At 59.8% G+C, this 15922-nt stretch carries 11 protein-coding genes; 5 read left to right on the top strand and 6 right to left on the bottom strand.

Features of this window, described 5'->3' with window-relative positions; genetic code table 11:
• Window positions 1-34 precede the first annotated feature (34 nt).
• From FB593_RS09465 to FB593_RS09455, 3 genes are read left to right on the top strand one after another with little or no spacing between them, the layout of a single operon-like run.
• Window positions 35-799 carry an ImuA family protein gene (locus FB593_RS09465; RefSeq protein WP_025595750.1) on the top strand — a complete coding sequence of 255 codons (765 nt, stop codon included), beginning with the start codon at window positions 35-37 and terminating at the stop codon, window positions 797-799.
• Window positions 714-2231, top strand: coding sequence for a Y-family DNA polymerase (locus FB593_RS09460; RefSeq protein ID WP_186447906.1), 1518 nt, complete (start codon window positions 714-716; stop codon window positions 2229-2231). The genes FB593_RS09465 and FB593_RS09460 overlap by 86 nt, the downstream gene beginning before the upstream one ends.
• Window positions 2228-5503, top strand: a complete 3276-nt coding sequence (locus FB593_RS09455; RefSeq protein WP_111801425.1) for an error-prone DNA polymerase — start codon at window positions 2228-2230, stop codon at window positions 5501-5503. The genes FB593_RS09460 and FB593_RS09455 overlap by 4 nt, the downstream gene beginning before the upstream one ends.
• Before the next feature lie 112 nt (window positions 5504-5615).
• Here the strand turns inward: FB593_RS09455 and FB593_RS09450 are convergent, their stop codons facing one another.
• Window positions 5616-6554 carry an AraC family transcriptional regulator gene (locus tag FB593_RS09450; protein WP_013761499.1) on the bottom strand — a complete coding sequence of 313 codons (939 nt, stop codon included), beginning with the start codon at window positions 6552-6554 and terminating at the stop codon, window positions 5616-5618.
• A gap of 182 nt (window positions 6555-6736) precedes the next feature.
• Here FB593_RS09450 and FB593_RS09445 point away from each other — a divergent pair, with 182 nt between their 5' ends.
• The gene (locus tag FB593_RS09445) at window positions 6737-7954 is read left to right on the top strand and encodes an MFS transporter (RefSeq protein WP_003510707.1); all 1218 of its coding nucleotides are present in this window, start codon (window positions 6737-6739) and stop codon (window positions 7952-7954) included.
• A gap of 129 nt (window positions 7955-8083) precedes the next feature.
• Here FB593_RS09445 and FB593_RS09440 read toward each other — a convergent pair whose 3' ends face one another.
• From FB593_RS09440 to ytfQ, 5 genes are all read right to left on the bottom strand, one after another.
• Window positions 8084-8818, bottom strand: a complete 735-nt coding sequence (locus tag FB593_RS09440) for a FadR/GntR family transcriptional regulator (protein ID WP_013761497.1) — start codon at window positions 8816-8818, stop codon at window positions 8084-8086.
• 17 nt (window positions 8819-8835) lie between these two features.
• Window positions 8836-9816 carry a galactofuranose ABC transporter, permease protein YjfF gene (gene yjfF / locus FB593_RS09435; protein WP_003510704.1) on the bottom strand — a complete coding sequence of 327 codons (981 nt, stop codon included), beginning with the start codon at window positions 9814-9816 and terminating at the stop codon, window positions 8836-8838.
• On the bottom strand, window positions 9813-10856 hold the full coding sequence (locus tag FB593_RS09430) for an ABC transporter permease (RefSeq protein WP_162632755.1): 1044 nt from the start codon (window positions 10854-10856) through the stop codon (window positions 9813-9815). The genes yjfF and FB593_RS09430 overlap by 4 nt, the downstream gene beginning before the upstream one ends.
• Window positions 10856-12379, bottom strand: a complete 1524-nt coding sequence (locus FB593_RS09425) for a sugar ABC transporter ATP-binding protein (protein WP_035251439.1) — start codon at window positions 12377-12379, stop codon at window positions 10856-10858. The genes FB593_RS09430 and FB593_RS09425 overlap by 1 nt, the downstream gene beginning before the upstream one ends.
• 79 nt (window positions 12380-12458) lie before the next feature.
• Window positions 12459-13418, bottom strand: a complete 960-nt coding sequence (gene ytfQ, locus FB593_RS09420) for a galactofuranose ABC transporter, galactofuranose-binding protein YtfQ (RefSeq protein WP_003510698.1) — start codon at window positions 13416-13418, stop codon at window positions 12459-12461.
• A gap of 521 nt (window positions 13419-13939) precedes the next feature.
• Between ytfQ and FB593_RS09415 the strand changes: the two genes are divergently transcribed.
• On the top strand, window positions 13940-15751 hold the full coding sequence (locus FB593_RS09415; protein ID WP_003510695.1) for an IlvD/Edd family dehydratase: 1812 nt from the start codon (window positions 13940-13942) through the stop codon (window positions 15749-15751).
• Window positions 15752-15922: the final 171 nt, after the last annotated feature.

Genomic DNA, 15922 nt, shown 5'->3' with positions numbered 1-15922 from the left:
AAACTGAAAAACCGGAATTGAAACCTGTCATGCCATGCAAAAGCGCGCGGAACAGTTGCTCGTTGTCGAAGAGCTGCGTGAAAGGCTGGAAAGGATCGGTGGCGGTCCTCACCGCCTGCACGAGGCCTTGCCTTTCGGCGTGGATGCCATCGATCACCATTTGCCTGGAGGCGGGCTGAAGCTCGGTTGCCTGCATGAGGTGAGCGGCGGCGGCAATGGCGCCGCCGATGGTGCGGCAGCGGCGCTTTTTGCGGCCGGTGTGGCAGCAAGGCTGTCCGGCAAGGTGTTATGGTGTGTTACTCGCAGGGATCTGTTCATGCCGGGATTGACGCAGGCGGGCCTGTCGCAGAACCGCGTCATCATCGTCGAATGCCGCGATGAGAAAGGCGTGCTCGACTGTTTCGAGGAAGGCTTGCGCTGCAACGGTTTTGGCGCCGTGATGGGCGAGCTTGCGAAGTTGCCGATGAATGCCTCGCGACGGTTGCAACTGGCGGCGGAAACCTCTGGTGTCACTGGCATCGCCATTCGCCGCTTCCGGCGCCCGGCCGATGCGGCGTTGTTTGGCGAGCCGACGGCCGCTGTAACCCGCTGGCGTGTCTCTGTCCGGCCATCTTCGCCCCTGCCGGTACCGGGGGTGGGCAGGCCACGCTGGTTTCTGGAACTTTTGCGATGTCGCGGCGGCGAAAGCGCTGCATTTGAAGTGGAAGCCTGTGATGCAAAGGGTCGTCTCGCTTTACCTGCCGACATGGTCGACGGATCGCTACCGGCGTCTTTCGGGGCAGAACGCGCCGCCGGTTGAAAAGCCGCTGGTCATGATCGGCCGTCAGGGCAGCCGCCGCCTGGTGCTGGCGCTGAACAAGGCAGCAAAGGCGGCGGGCATCCGGCCCGGTACACCCGTCAGCAAGGCGCAGGCTTTGGTGCCGGGTCTCGTTGTCGAAGATCTGGATGCGGCGGCGGATGCCCGCGCCCTGCAACAACTCGCTTTTCATTTCCTGCGTATCTATGCCCCGATCGTCGCCGCAGATCCGCCTGATGGGCTGGTGCTGGATACGGCAGGTGCGGACCATCTGCACGGCAATGAGACGCTGATGTTGAGCGGCATGGTGAACCGCCTGCATGCCGCAGGCTTCGCCGCCCGCGCTGCCATTGCCGATAGCTGGGGGGCGGCCCATGCGCTTGCCCGGTTTGGCCGTAAGGAGATCAGCATCGTATCGCCGGGAGGGCAGCGGGCGGCGATCAGCGGGCTGCCGCTGGCGGCGCTCAGGCTGGAGGAGCGTATCGTTTCCGGATTGAAGGTGCTCGGTTTTCGCACCATAGGCGAACTTGCCGAGGCTCCACGGGCGCCGTTGACCCTGCGTTTCGGCCCGGAAGTGGTCAGGCGGCTTACCAAGGCTTTCGGCGAGACTGGCGAACCTATCGAGCCGGTGCGCATTGCCGAACTGGTGGAGGTGCGCCGCGCCTTTCCCGAGCCGATCGCGGCGGCGGAGACAATTGCCCGCTATGTGCAAAAGCTGGTTGCTGAGCTTTGCGTCTCGCTGGAAAAGCGCGGCCTTGGCGCACGTCGCGTCGATCTGGTGCTGCACCGGGTGGATAGCGGCTTGCAGGCCGTGCGGGCCGGCACCTCCAGACCGGTGCGTGATGCCAAACAGCTTGTCCGGCTTCTGACCGACCGTATCGACACCATCGATCCCGGCTTTGGCATCGAGATGATGGTGCTGACCGCCACCCATGCCGAGCCGCTTATCGCCGCGCAGGCCCGGTCCTCGCTTCTGGAGGAAGGGCGTGCGGAAATCGCCGATACGGTCGATGTCATCCTCAATCGTGGCCACAGGGTATATCGTTATGCGGCGGTGGCAAGCGACGTGCCGGAACGTTCTCTTGCCAGCGTTGCGGCGCTGGCACCTGAGGATACGCTCGGCTGGCCTTGCCACTGGCCGCGCCCGGTCAGGCTTTTTGCAAGGCCGGAACCCATCGAAACTCTGGCGCTGCTTCCGGATCATCCGCCGCGTTATTTCATCTGGAAAGGCGTGCGCCATAATGTGCGGCGCGCTGATGGGCCGGAACGGGTGTTTGGCGAATGGTGGAAACGCGACCGCGAAAAGGCCGCCGTGCGCGATTATTTCACTGTCGAAAACGAAAGCGGCGAGCGTTTCTGGATTTTCCGCTCCGGTGATGGCGAACATACCGAGACGGGCTCGCAGGGCTGGTTCATCCATGGGGTCTTCGCATGAGCACGCCGCGCTATGCCGAGCTTCAGGTGACCACGCATTTCTCCTTCCTGCGCGGTGCAAGTTCCTGTGATGAACTGTTCGAACAGGCAAAAAATCTCGGTATCGAGGCACTCGGCATCGTCGATCGCAATAGCCTTGCGGCCATTCCCCGCGCTTATGAAGCGGCCGATAATCATGGCATCCGGCTCGTCATCGGCTGCCGGCTCGATCTGGATGACGATCTTTCCGTGCTTGTCTATCCCATGGATCGCCCGGCTTACGGGCGGCTTTGTCGGCTGCTTTCCGTCGGCAAGAAGAGGGGTGGCAAGGGTAAGTGTCGGCTCACATGGGACGATCTCGTAGCTTATGGCGAAGGCCTTATCGTGGTGCTGCTCGCCGATCTGGCTGACGATCTCTGCGCGCTTCGCCTGCGCCGGTTGAAAGCTGCTTTTGCTGACCGAGCCTATATGGCGCTGAGCCTGCGAAGACGACCCAACGACAAGATGCGGCTTTTCGAATTGTCGAATATGGCTGCAGCCGCTGATGTGCCGACTGTTGTTACCAATGACGTGCTGTTTCATGTGCCCGAGCGTCGCATGCTGCAGGATGTCGTTACCTGCATCCGGCACAATTGCACCATTGACGAGGCGGGTTTCCGGCGCGAGCGGCATGCCGACCGCTATATGAAGCCGCCTCAGGAAATGCACCGGCTGTTTGCCCGCTACCCGGAAGCACTGGCCCGCAGCCTCGAAATCGCGAAGCGTTGCACCTTTTCGCTGAAGGAGCTGGTCTATCAATATCCTGAAGAGCGCAGCCTGCCGGGGCTGACGGCGCAACAGGCGTTGGAAAAGCTCGTCTGGGAAGCGGCGCCGGGGCGTTATCCGGATGGTCTGCCGGAGAAGGTTGAAAAGGCGCTGCATCATGAGTTGGGGCTTATCGGCAGGCTGGAATATGCACCCTATTTTCTGACGGTAAATGCCATCGTCCAATTTGCACGGGGGGAAAATATTCTCTGTCAGGGGCGCGGCTCAGCCGCCAATTCGGTGGTATGTTATGTGCTCGGCATCACCGCCATCGATCCTCTCAAGGTTGATCTCCTGTTCGAACGTTTCGTTTCGGAAGAACGGCGCGAGCCGCCTGATATCGATGTGGATTTTGAGCATCAAAGGCGCGAGGAGGTCATCCAGTGGGTTTATAACACTTATGGTCGCGACAAGGCCGCGCTGTGCTCGGTCGTCACCCGTTATCGCGGGCGCGGGGCGCTGCGCGATGTCGGCAAGGTTCTGGGCCTGCCGGAAGATTTGACCAAACTTCTGTCCTCGCAGGTCTGGCGCTGGAGCGAAGGGGTGGGCGAAAAGCAGGTGCAGGAACTGAACCTCAATATGGAGGACCGCCGCCTGAAGCTCGCCTTCGAGCTGGCCAACCAGCTTGTCGGCACGCCGCGCCATCACAGCCAGCATCCGGGCGGCTTCGTTCTGACCCATGACCGGCTGGACGAGTTGGTGCCGATCGAACCCGCCGCCATGGACGACCGGCAGATCATCGAATGGGACAAAGACGACATAGATATCGTCAAATTCATGAAGATGGATTGCCTGGCGCTCGGCATGCTCTCCTGCATGAGATGCGGTTTCAACATGCTGGAGGAGCGCACGGGCGTTAAATACGATCTCGCCACTGTCCCACAGGATGATGACCCCACCTATGCCATGATCCAGAAAGCCGACACGCTGGGTACCTTCCAGATTGAAAGCCGGGCGCAGATGTCCATGCTGCCGCGGTTGAAGCCAAAGATATTTTACGATCTCGTCATTCAGGTCGCCATCGTTCGTCCCGGTCCCATTCAGGGCGATATGGTGCACCCCTATCTTCGTCGCCGTGACAAAAAAGAAGAAGAACATTATCCCAAAGAGGAGCTGAGAGGCGTGCTGGGCAAAACGCTGGGTGTACCGCTGTTTCAGGAGCAGGCGATGCGCGTCGCCATCGAATGCGCCGGTTTTTCACCTGGTAAGGCGGATCAGTTGCGTCGCGCCATGGCGACCTTCAAGAATGTCGGCACCATCTCCAAATTCCGTCAGGATATGATCGATGGCATGGTGGATCGTGGTTATGAGCAAGAATTCGCCGAACGCATCTTCAAGCAGTTGGAAGGGTTCGGCAGTTATGGTTTTCCAGAAAGCCATGCGGCCTCCTTCGCGCTGATCGCCTATGCCTCCTCATGGCTGAAATGCCATCATCCCGATATTTTCTGTACGGCGCTTCTCAATTCGCAACCCATGGGGTTTTACGCCCCGGCGCAGATTGTGCGTGATGCGTGTGACCATGGCGTGGAGGTGTGCCCGGTTTGCGTCAACAACAGCCGGTTTGATTGCACGCTGGAGCCCACGGGCAAGAAGAATGCGAATGGTAAAGAGCGCTACGCCGTGCGGCTTGGCCTGCGCATGGTGAAGGGGCTTTCCAACGATCATGCAGCAAAAATCGTCGCCTGCCGTCAGGATCGCGATTTCGTTTCCGTGGACGATCTCTGGCGGAGGGCAGGTGTTCCCGCCGCTGCCCTAGTCTGTCTCGCCGAAGCCGATGCCTTTCTGCCGTCGCTGTCGCTTTCCAGACGCGAGGCGCTGTGGGCCATCAAGGCGTTGCGGGATGAGCCGTTGCCGCTTTTTGCTGCCGCTGCCAGCCGGGAAAACGCTGTGGTGGATGAGCTTTCCGAACCCTCCGTGGCGCTGCGGCCCATGACTGATGGCGGCGAGGTGGTGCAGGATTATGGCCATGTGGGGCTGACCCTGCGCGAACACCCCGTGTCCTTCCTGCGGCGCGATCTTTCCCGCCGGCGCATTGTCAGCTGTGCGGAGGCGGTGCGCGTCCGTGATGGCACGTGGCTGGAAACGGCGGGGCTGGTTCTGGTGCGCCAGCGCCCAGGCTCGGCAAAGGGAGTGATCTTCATGACTCTGGAGGATGAGACAGGTATCGCCAATGCGGTTCTGTGGGTCAAGACCTTCGAAAAATACCGGCGCGTGGTGCTTTCCGCCGGTATGGTCGGCATTTACGGCAAGATCCAACGGGAAGGCGAGGTGGTGCATCTGGTCGCCCACCGGCTGACCGATCTGTCAGAGGCGCTGGCAAGCGTGGGTGAGCGCAACCACCCCTTTCCTCTGCCGCATGGGCGCGGCGACGAGTTCCACCACGGTATTCCGCCGGACGATCATCGCAACATCAGGAAACGCCCACCGCCTGCGACCCAGGATGGAGATGAGGTGGAGCGGATAAAGGTCATTTCCCGCAATTTCCATTAGGGCATTTCCAGTAAAAGTGCGTAGCGGTTTTACGTCCGGAAAATGCGTAAAAACAAAGAGATAGAGCGCGTCAAAAGTTTCCGTTTAAACCGGACGTGCTCTAAGATGCGCTCTATGCCGCATCTTCCAGACCAGAGGTGTCCTTCCTGCGGAACTGGCTGGGTGGCGCGCCGATCACGCGTTTGAAGGCGCGGCTGAAGGATGCCTCGGAATCGTAGCCGAGCTTTTCCGCCGCCAACGTGACACGCATACCCTCGCGCAGCCACAGTCGCGCCTGATGCATGCGTATGCGAACGACATAACGGGCTGGGCTTTCACCCACCACACGGGTGAAGCGTTCTGCAAAACTCGAGCGGGATGCACCCATCAAGGAGGCAAGCTCTTCCACGCTCCAGTCTTTCTCGGGGGTAAGGTGGATCGCTGCAAGCACCCGTCCGAGTTCGGGATTGCGCACGGCGGCAAGCCAACCGCTGGAATCGCCGCAACCATATTCTACCCATGTGCGGATCAGTGTTGCCGTCAAGACATCGGCAAGCCGCGCCAGAATGCCACCGGCACCAACGCGGTTCAGTTCCACTTCGCGCGCCATGGCTTCCAGGAGATGCGGAATGGCCGGATCGCTTTTGGCGAGATCGCTGGTCAGCATCACATCCGGCATCAGTTGCAAAAGCGGATGCAGATTATCCATGTTGAAACGCATCGAGGCGGTAAAGGCTACCGTGTCGCCGCCGGCACCGGCACATTCCATGTCGAAAATGCCCTGACACACTTCCTTTTTACCGAACCGGTCGAAGAGGGCAGGCGTTACATCCTCGCCGCTGCCCAGCACATGGGCGTGGCCACGGGGAAGAAGCACTGCATCGCCGCACGTAAGCGTCAGCCATTCTCCGGAAGGTTTGCGTAATTTTGCCTGGCCCACGCCGATAAAATGAAACCGCGCCGCCTCCTGCTCGGGAAAGGCCGTCGCCCAGGGCGTTGCCATGCGGCAGCGGCCATATTCCACGCCGTCAAGCCGCAGACCACGCAGCATTTCCGTCAATGCATCATTCATGGCAACTCACAAATTCGGACGTTTGGTTAAGGAATGCGGATTTTTTAGCATGGAAACGCCGAGCTGTCACGCGTAGCTTACGACAATCGATTTGTGAGGCGACGCACCGGGCTCCCACCGGCTTCATCGTTTTGCCATTCCGTTTCAGGGCTCGTTCCCAGAATGCGCATCAGGAGATTTTCATGAATAACCGAACAATCAACGAACTTGAATATGCGCCACACAGACAAGAGCCGGATGCGAAGTGGGCGGCGGTGGTTTCGCTTTCGCTCGGTGTCTTCGGGCTGGTAACGGCGGAATTCCTACCGGTCAGCCTTCTGACGCCACTGTCGACCGATCTCTCCATCAGCTCCGGCATTGCCGGCCAGTCCATCACCGTCACGGCACTGGTCGCAGCGGTTGCCGGTCCTGGCGTCGTCATCGGCACGCGCAGCATTGATCGCCGGTGGACCCTGCTTGGCCTCACGACGTTGCTGATCATTTCCAGCACATTGGCCGCTTTTGCCAACGGTCTTTTCATGCTGTTTACATCGCGCGTTTTGCTCGGCATCGGCCTTGGCGGCTTTTGGGCCATGTCGGCGGCGCTGGCGCTAAGGCTTGTTCCGCTGGATAAGATGCCGCGCGCCATGGCCATCATCCTAACCGGCGTTTCGGTTGCCACCGTTTGCGCAGCCCCTGTCGGAGCGTGGATCGGCGCGACGCTTGGCTGGCGTGCGGCCTTTGCCGTCGCCGGCGTGCTGGGTGTCATCGCACTTGTCGTGCAGTTGCTCACCGTTCCCTCGCTGCCGCCGGCCGGTGCGCCCGGCCTGTCCACCATGTTCCGGCTATTGCAGCGCCCGCAGGTCAGGATCGGCCTTCTGACGACGCTGTTCATCGTCGCGGGTCACTTCGCCGGCTTCACCTATGTTCGCCCCTTCCTCGAAGACGTGCCGCAGCTTGGCGTCGAAGCAATCTCGCTCGTTCTTCTGGCTTACGGCGTGGGCGGTTTTTTCGGTAATCTCTTCGGCGGCTTCCTCGCTGAGAAGAACACGGCATGGGCTGTGACGTTTGCTGCCACCCTGATTGCCGCATCCGCTTCCGTGCTGGTGATTGCCGGTGCATCTCCCGTTGTCGCTGGCTTTGCCATTGCCTCCTGGGGTTTCGCCTTCGGTGCGCTTCCTGTCAGCGTGCAGAGCTTCATCACCCGCGTCGCCTCAGACGAGGCCGAAAGTGCAGGCGCGTTGCTGCTCACCACCTTCCAGATCGCCATTTCCAGCGGCGCTGTTCTGGGCGGACTGCTGATCGACCTTCAGGGTGCGACCATGGTCTTCGTTTTCGTCAGCATTGCAGCACTCCTCGGCGCATCGCTCATGGCATCGCGCCGTGGCGTGGTGCCGCAGATTGAAGCGTCGCAGGGGTAAGATACTTGCCGGAAGGAAAAGGGCCCGTATCCGTGCGGGTCCGAATCTTATGATGAAAAGCCAACCCGCCTCCGTCATGCTGGCATCAGGCTCGGGGTGACAGAAGGGATGTCGATAGGCTTTTCGCCTTCAAGGCGTCTTGATTGCCTTTCGCGTCCGGTCCTTGCCGACCTCGATTACATGGCGCATGGCTTTCACGGCGGCGTCCGCATCACGGGCGGCGATGGCGTGCACGATCCGCAGATGGTTTGCGGCGATCTCGGCGATGGTTCCGGGCGACGAGGCCGGGGATGAAAGCTGGAATGAGATCGCAAGGGCGGCCTCGATCAGCCCGCTTGCCGAACGCATGAAGGGATTGCCGGACATGTGCGCCACGGCGAGGTGGAATTCGAGATCGACCTTGGCGATGGTTTCCGGCGTATGCTGCGGATTGTCGAATTTGGCGGCAATCACATAAAGGGAAACGATATCGTCATTCGATGCCTGAAGCGCGGCAGCTGCCGCCGCCGCCGGCTCGAGCGCGAGGCGGATTTCCGCCAGATGTGTCACGAATTCCTGGTCTATTCCGGCCTCGCAGCGCCAGCCCAGCACATCCGGGTCAAAGAAGTTCCAGCTCGAACGGTCGAGGACGCGGGTGCCGACCTTTGCCTTGGGTTCGACCAGCCGCTTGGCCGCCAGCGTCTTCATCGTCTCGCGCAATACGGTGCGCGAGACCCCGAAACGGAGAGACAGTTCGGCATCGTTAGGCAGCAAGGATCCTTCCGCAATCCTGCCCGAGACGATGGCGCTGCCGAGTTCGGAGACCACATGCGCGTGGCTGTTCCGGCGTTTTCGCCCGCTTATCGTCGTTTCGAGCAGCCCCAATAAAGCCTCCGTGTTGGTTATGCCGGATGTGGTCCGGCCAGTCTCCTGTTTGAATACCAGATGATTGCGCGCTGCAACACGATGAAGACAAAAAGCAGCACGCCAATAACGATTTTGGTCCACCAGGATGACAGGGTTCCGTCAAAAACGATGTAGGTCTGGATCAACCCCTGGATCAGCAGTCCGACGAAGGTGCCCGCCACCAGCCCCATTCCACCCGTCAGAAGCGTTCCCCCAATGACAACAGCTGCAATAGCGTCCAGCTCCACGCCCACCGTCGCCAACGAATAACCCGATGAGGTGTAGAGCGTGTAGACGATGCCGGCGAGGCCGGACAGGAACCCGGAAAGTGCGTAGATGCCGATTGTCGTTGTACCGATCGGCACCCCCATCAGTTCGGCCGATTGCGGGTTACCGCCAAGTGCGTAGACATTCGCGCCGAAGCGGGTGCGGCTGGCAATCAGCATGCCGGCGGCAAAGACGAGAAGCATGACAATAGCAAGTGCTGTCAGCCTGCCGCCGCCGGGAAAGCGGAAATAAAATCCCTGTATCGCATCGATGAAGGGATGCGAGATCGGTACGGATTGCGTCGAGATCAGATAGGCCGCGCCACGCGCCAGGAACATACCCGCCAACGTCACCACGAATGGCGGGATCGACAGGAAGCGTATCATCGCCCCCATCAAGCAGCCGAACAGCGTTGAGATCACGAGCACGATGGCGAAGGCCAACAGCGGGTGAATATTATAGGTGCCGACCATGACAGCCACGAAAACGCTGGTGAAGGCGATGACGGAGCCGATGGACAGATCGATGCCACCCGACAGGATCACGAAAGTCATGCCAACGGCAGCGATGCCGAGAAAGGCATTGTCGGTCAATAGATTGCCGATCACCCGTGTCGACAGGATCGCCGGATATTGCAGCACGCACAGAAGATAGGCGATGAGGAAGATCGTCAGTGTGGTGAGGAACGGAAGATTGCGGCTGTGGATCATCGCGCGGTACCTTCCTTGGTCATTCCGTTAGCCGTGGCCGGTTTTGCGTGTGGCTTTGGCGTTTTGACAAAGCCCAGAACCGCCATGATTGCCGGCGATTGCAGCGTGAGCACCACCATGATGATGCCAGCCTTGATGATGAGGTTGAATTCCGGCGGGAAACCGGAGACCAGAATGCCGGTATTGATGGTCTGGATGATGAGCGCGCCGATCAGCGATGCGGTGATGGAGAAGCGGCCGCCATTCAGCGATGTACCACCGATCACCACCGCCAATATGGCGTCCAGTTCCAGCCACAGCCCGGCATTGTTGGCATCCGCGCCGCGAATGTCGGCGGTCACGATCATGCCGGCGATGGCCGCGCAGAGACCGGATACGGCGTAGACGAAAAACAGCAGGAAGCGTGCCCGCACACCGGCAAGTGCCGCCGCGCGGCGATTGATGCCGGTTGCCTCGATCAGAAAACCGAGCGCGCTCTTGCGCACCAGAAGGCCGATTACCAGCGCCGCCGCCATCCAGATGATGACGGGCAGGGGAACGCCTGCGAAGGAGCCGGAGCCGATGGCGGAAAAGCTGTCGTCGTTGAAGGTGAGAATGACGCCTTCGGTGATGAGCTGGGCGATGCCGCGCCCCGCCACCATCAGGATCAGCGTGGCGATAATCGGCTGGATGTCGAGAAGGGCGACCAGCACCCCGTTCCACAGGCCGCAGGCAATGCCGACAGCAAGCGAGATGGCGATGACGGTTGGGATGGAATGGCCGTTGCTGATGAGTGTTGCAGCCACCGCGCCACAAATGGCGATAACAGCACCGATCGACAGATCGATGCCCTTGGTAGCGATCACCAGCGTCATGCCAATGGTCAGGAGCGCCACGGGTGCGGCACGCACGAGAATATCCATCAGACTGCCGTAAAGCCTGCCGTTCTGGAACGAAACATGCAGGAAGCCCGGCGAAACGATTGTAATCGCTGCCAGAATGACGATGAGGGCGATCAGTTGGGGAGCAAGCCTTTTCAGGCGCCTTGTCACAGCCACCATCATGCCGCCTCCGTTCTGGCCGCATCCGCAATTGCCCGCATGATGTTGTCGGCCGTCACCTCGCCGCCCTTCAATTCGCTGACATGCCGGCGGTCGGACAGCACGACGACCCGGTGGGCAACGGCGGTCAGTTCTTCCAGTTCGGACGAGATGACGACGAGCGACATGCCCTCGGTGCAGAGTTTTTCGATCATTTTGAGGATTTCCGCATGGGCGCCGATATCGATACCACGGGTCGGCTCATCGAGGATAAGAAGCCGGGGATGGGTTGCAAGCCAGCGCGCCAGAATGGCTTTCTGCTGGTTGCCGCCGGACAGGAATTTTATCGGCCGGTCAGGATCGGCCGGGCGGATGTCCAGCGATTTGATGAAGCTTTCGGCCAGTTCCACCTTCTGCCGGCGCGAAAGCGGCCGCGCCCACCCCTGGCGGGCCTGGAGAGCCAGAGCAATATTGTCGGTCACGGAAAAGTCGCCGATGATACCGTCAGTCTTGCGCTCCTCCGGGCAGAAACCGAAGCCGGCCGTGATTGCGGCCTCAGGCGAAGAAAGAGCGATGGTCTTTCCGTCTATCGTGGCCTTGCCGGTATCGGGCTTGTCGATGCCGAACAGCAGGAAAGCCGTTTCCGTTCGTCCCGACCCCAAAAGACCGGCGACGCCGACGATCTCTCCCGGACGAATGCCGAGGTCGAAGGGGGCGATGCTGCCGCGTTTGCCGTACCCCTCGAAACGGATCGGCGGTTCGCCCTCGGCAACCGTGTCGTCAGTGGCCTGATGCTCGTGGGTGATGTGCTGAAGCTCGCGGCCCAGCATCATGGCGATGAGTTCGGACCTCGGCAGGTTGCCGATGTCGCGCGTGCCAACGAGGCGGCCGTTGCGCAAAACCGTGACACGGTCTGCGATATCGTAGACCTGGTTTAGGAAGTGGGTGATGATGACGATGCCGATACCCCGCGCGCGCAAGTTCCGCAGCACACCGAACAGCATCTCGACCTCATGGGCATCGAGGCTGGCGGTCGGCTCGTCCAGCACCAGAACCTTGCCGGAAAGATCGACGGCGCGGGCAATGGCGATGATCTGGCGGATAGCCACGGAATAGCTGGAAAGCAGGGCGTTGACGTCGATCGAAAGCCCGTATTGGGACAGCAGCGCCTGCGATTGTCTCTGCATCGATGCTCTGTCAATGAGCCCGAAGCGATGCGGTTGTCGGCCGAGAAAGAGGTTTTCGGCAACAGTCAGATTTTCGAGAAGGTTTACTTCCTGATAGACGGTGCCGATACCGAGGGCCTGCGCTTCGCCGACATTGGTGGGCGATATCTCGCTACCTTCCAGAAAGATGGAGCCGCTGTCGCGGTGGTAAACGCCGGTCAGTATCTTGATGAGTGTTGATTTCCCCGCGCCGTTTTCGCCGAGAAGCGCGTGAATTTCACCGCGCCCGAGCGAAAAATCGACGCCGTCCAGCGCCGTTATCCCGAGAAAGGATTTACCGATGGCGCGTGCTTCCAGAAGTGGTGCCGTTTCGGACATTGCGCAGGCCCTGCATGAAAGAAGCTGTGACGGAGCGGCACGCATGACATGCCGCTCCTTCCGAAGATAAGGGGGTCTATTAGTAACCCAGACCCTTCTTCGCCTCGTAGACCTTCATCGGGTCGTCAGACGCCGTGTAGAGCTTGGATTCGGTCTGAATCCACTTCGCCGGTGCCTTTTTGTCTTTCAGATAGGCTTCGAGAGCGTCGAAGGCAGGACCGGCCATGTCAGGTGTCAGTTCAACCGTCGCATTGGCTTCACCGGCGGCCATGGCCTTGAAGATGTCAGGTACGGCATCGATGGACACGACCTTGATGTCGGATCCCGGCTTCAGGCCGGCTTCCTTGATCGCCTGGATCGCGCCGACGGCCATGTCGTCATTGTGAGCGTACACGGCACAGATATCCTTGCCGCCGCCTTCGGCCTTGATGAAGCTTTCCATCACTTCCTTGCCCTTGGTACGGGTGAAGTCACCCGTCTGCGAGCGCACGATCTTGATGTTCTTGTGCGAAGCGATGGCTTCTTCGAAGCCCTTCTTACGGTTGATGGCGGGCGAAGAGCCGGTCGTGCCCTGCAATTCGACAACCTTGCAGTCCTTCGCGCCGACATCCTTGACGAGCCAGTCGCCGGCAACCTTGCCTTCGTGAACCTGATCCGAGGTGACCGCGGTCAGGTAAAGATCATCCGGCGCCTCGATCTGGCGATCGAGCAGGATGACGGGGATTTTTTCTTCCTTTGCTTCCTTCAGCACGGCGTCCCAGCCGGTTGCGACGACAGGTGCGATCAGGATCGCATCGACGCCCTGCGCGATGAAGCCGCGAACGGCCTTGATCTGGTTTTCCTGCTTCTGCTGTGCGTCGGCGAATTTCAGCGTAACGCCGCGCTTTTCGGCCTGCTGCTTGGTGACAGTGGTTTCAGCGGCGCGCCATCCGGATTCGGAGCCGATCTGCGAGAAGCCGACTGTCAGCGATTGTGCGGAAACACTGGATGCAAGGCATGCGGAAACGGCGACAGTGATTGCCGCAAGAGCTTTTCTCATCTTATCCTCCCAGAAATGATGTCAGCGTGACGACGTCACTATGAGCATATAGTAATACTCTTGAAAAGGGGTTTTTTAGCGGATTTCCAATTCACGTGATGCCGATTTTATTGAGGCGCAGCATTAAATTATTAGAAATCAATGATTTATTGTGTGTGTTCTAATTTCTTCGCCGCGCAAAACTCGCCCGTAATATAGTCTGATCCGGCTTGACAGGCCGCGACGCTATCTAATAGTAATACAAATAAGCAAGTCACGTCGTGACGGAATGTGGGGCCTCGGGGTCAGTTACAATCCGGCAAGGCAGGGAGGGAAGAGGCCATTGCGCAACGTCGGTATGGTCGTAAACACCGAAAAATATTCGGCTAAAGCTGAAGAACGGCTCCAGGTCACTCGTCTGGCGCTCGTCTGTCGGTTATGCGTGCTTCCGAGAAGCTGATTCCATTTTCCTTGCGCACAACATAAGCTTGTCGCATTTCGTAATATTTTACCGTTGGCCACTTCCGGCTGGAGACCGCATCATGACCAAATCCGACAATCTGCCCGCAACCCAAGGCAAGCTTCGTTCGCGCGCGTGGTTCGATAACCCCGCAAACGCTGATATGACCGCGCTTTATCTCGAGCGTTACATGAACTTCGGTCTCAGCCAGGCCGAGCTTCAGTCCGATCGCCCTATCATCGGCATCGCGCAGACCGGCTCGGACCTTTCGCCCTGCAATCGCCACCATCTGGAGCTGGCGCATCGCCTGCGCGAAGGCATTCGTGAAGCGGGCGGCATTGCCATTGAATTTCCGGTGCATCCGATCCAGGAAACCGGCAAGCGCCCGACGGCGGGTCTCGATCGCAACCTCGCCTATCTCGGCCTCGTGGAAGTGCTTTACGGCTATCCGCTCGACGGCGTTGTTCTGACCATCGGCTGCGACAAGACCACGCCTGCCTGTCTTATGGCGGCGGCCACCGTCAACATTCCGGCCATCGCCCTTTCCGTCGGCCCCATGCTGAACGGCTGGTTCCGTGGCGAGCGCACCGGTTCCGGCACCATCGTCTGGAAAGCGCGTGAACTGCTGGCCAAGGGCGAGATCGATTATCAAGGCTTCGTCAAGCTCGTCGCTTCTTCCGCACCTTCCACCGGCTATTGCAACACCATGGGCACGGCGACGACGATGAACTCGCTTGCCGAAGCACTCGGCATGCAGCTGCCCGGCTCGGCCGCCATTCCGGCGCCTTACCGCGACCGTCAGGAAATCTCCTATCTCACCGGCCTTCGCATCGTCGAAATGGTCAAGGAAGACCTTAAGCCTTCCGACATCATGACCAAGGATGCCTTCATCAACGCCATCCGCGTCAACTCGGCCATCGGTGGCTCCACCAACGCGCCGATCCATCTGAACGGCCTTGCACGCCATGTCGGCGTTGAACTGACGGTCGATGACTGGCAGACCTACGGTGAAGACGTGCCGCTGCTCGTCAACCTGCAGCCGGCCGGTGAATATCTCGGCGAGGATTATTACCATGCCGGCGGCGTTCCGGCTGTCGTCAACCAGCTGATGACCCAGGGGCTCATCATGGAAGACGCCATGACCGTGAATGGCAAAACCATCGGCGACAATTGCCGTGGTGCCATCATCGAAGACGAAAAGGTCATCCGTCCCTATGACCAGCCGCTCAAGGAGCGCGCCGGTTTCCGTGTTCTGCGCGGCAACCTGTTCTCCTCTGCCATCATGAAGACGAGCGTGATCTCGGAAGAATTCCGCAAGCGTTATCTCTCCAACCCGAACGACCCGGAAGCCTTCGAAGGCCGTGCCGTGGTGTTCGACGGTCCGGAAGATTACCATCACCGCATCGACGATCCGTCGCTGAAGATCGACGCCAACACCGTTCTCTTCATGCGCGGCGCCGGTCCGATCGGTTATCCGGGTGCGGCAGAAGTGGTGAACATGCGTGCGCCGGACTATCTCTTGAAGGAAGGCGTCAATTCGCTGCCCTGCATCGGTGACGGCCGCCAGTCCGGCACGTCTGGCAGCCCGTCCATCCTCAACGCTTCTCCGGAAGCAGCGGCAGGCGGTGGTCTGGCCATCTTGCAGACGGGTGACCGCGTTCGTATCGATGTGGGTCGTGGCAAGGCCGACATCCTGATTTCCGGCGAGGAACTGGCCAAGCGTTACGAAACGCTCTCCGCCGAGGGCGGCTTCAAGTACCCCGATCACCAGACGCCATGGCAGGAAATCCAGCGCGGCATCGTCAGCCAGATGGAAACCGGCGCGGTTCTTGAACCGGCCGTTAAGTATCAGCGCATTGCCCAGACCAAGGGTCTGCCGCGCGACAACCACTAAGGCAGGGCCGTTTACGGCTCTTTGATGGAAAGGGCTTTGCCCTTTCCATCGTCATGCCCGGACTTTGTCCAGAGCATCTGCAAATGTTTGATTTTTCGAGATTTTGTAAATCCTCGGGTCAAGCCCGAGGATGACGTCGCATATGTTTAACGTGTACTTCACGGATCGATT

This window comes from Rhizobium sp. SJZ105, from assembly GCF_007828365.1.
Taxonomy (GTDB): domain Bacteria; phylum Pseudomonadota; class Alphaproteobacteria; order Rhizobiales; family Rhizobiaceae; genus Agrobacterium; species Agrobacterium tumefaciens.
Note: the sequence above shows the minus strand (reverse complement) of the source record. Positions and strands in the feature narration are given on the sequence as shown.

What these genes read in the sequence shown, in the direction of transcription:
- FB593_RS09465 (WP_025595750.1), top strand. Translation starts at nt 35, where the DNA reads ATGCAAAAGCGCGCGGAACAGTTGCTCGTTGTCGAAGAGCTGCGTGAA.
- FB593_RS09460 (WP_186447906.1), top strand. Translation starts at nt 714, where the DNA reads ATGCAAAGGGTCGTCTCGCTTTACCTGCCGACATGGTCGACGGATCGC.
- FB593_RS09455 (WP_111801425.1), top strand. Translation starts at nt 2,228, where the DNA reads ATGAGCACGCCGCGCTATGCCGAGCTTCAGGTGACCACGCATTTCTCC.
- FB593_RS09450 (WP_013761499.1), bottom strand. Translation starts at nt 6,554, where the DNA reads ATGAATGATGCATTGACGGAAATGCTGCGTGGTCTGCGGCTTGACGGC.
- FB593_RS09445 (WP_003510707.1), top strand. Translation starts at nt 6,737, where the DNA reads ATGAATAACCGAACAATCAACGAACTTGAATATGCGCCACACAGACAA.
- yjfF (WP_003510704.1), bottom strand. Translation starts at nt 9,816, where the DNA reads ATGATCCACAGCCGCAATCTTCCGTTCCTCACCACACTGACGATCTTC.
- FB593_RS09430 (WP_162632755.1), bottom strand. Translation starts at nt 10,856, where the DNA reads ATGGTGGCTGTGACAAGGCGCCTGAAAAGGCTTGCTCCCCAACTGATC.
- FB593_RS09425 (WP_035251439.1), bottom strand. Translation starts at nt 12,379, where the DNA reads ATGTCCGAAACGGCACCACTTCTGGAAGCACGCGCCATCGGTAAATCC.
- ytfQ (WP_003510698.1), bottom strand. Translation starts at nt 13,418, where the DNA reads ATGAGAAAAGCTCTTGCGGCAATCACTGTCGCCGTTTCCGCATGCCTT.
- FB593_RS09415 (WP_003510695.1), top strand. Translation starts at nt 13,940, where the DNA reads ATGACCAAATCCGACAATCTGCCCGCAACCCAAGGCAAGCTTCGTTCG.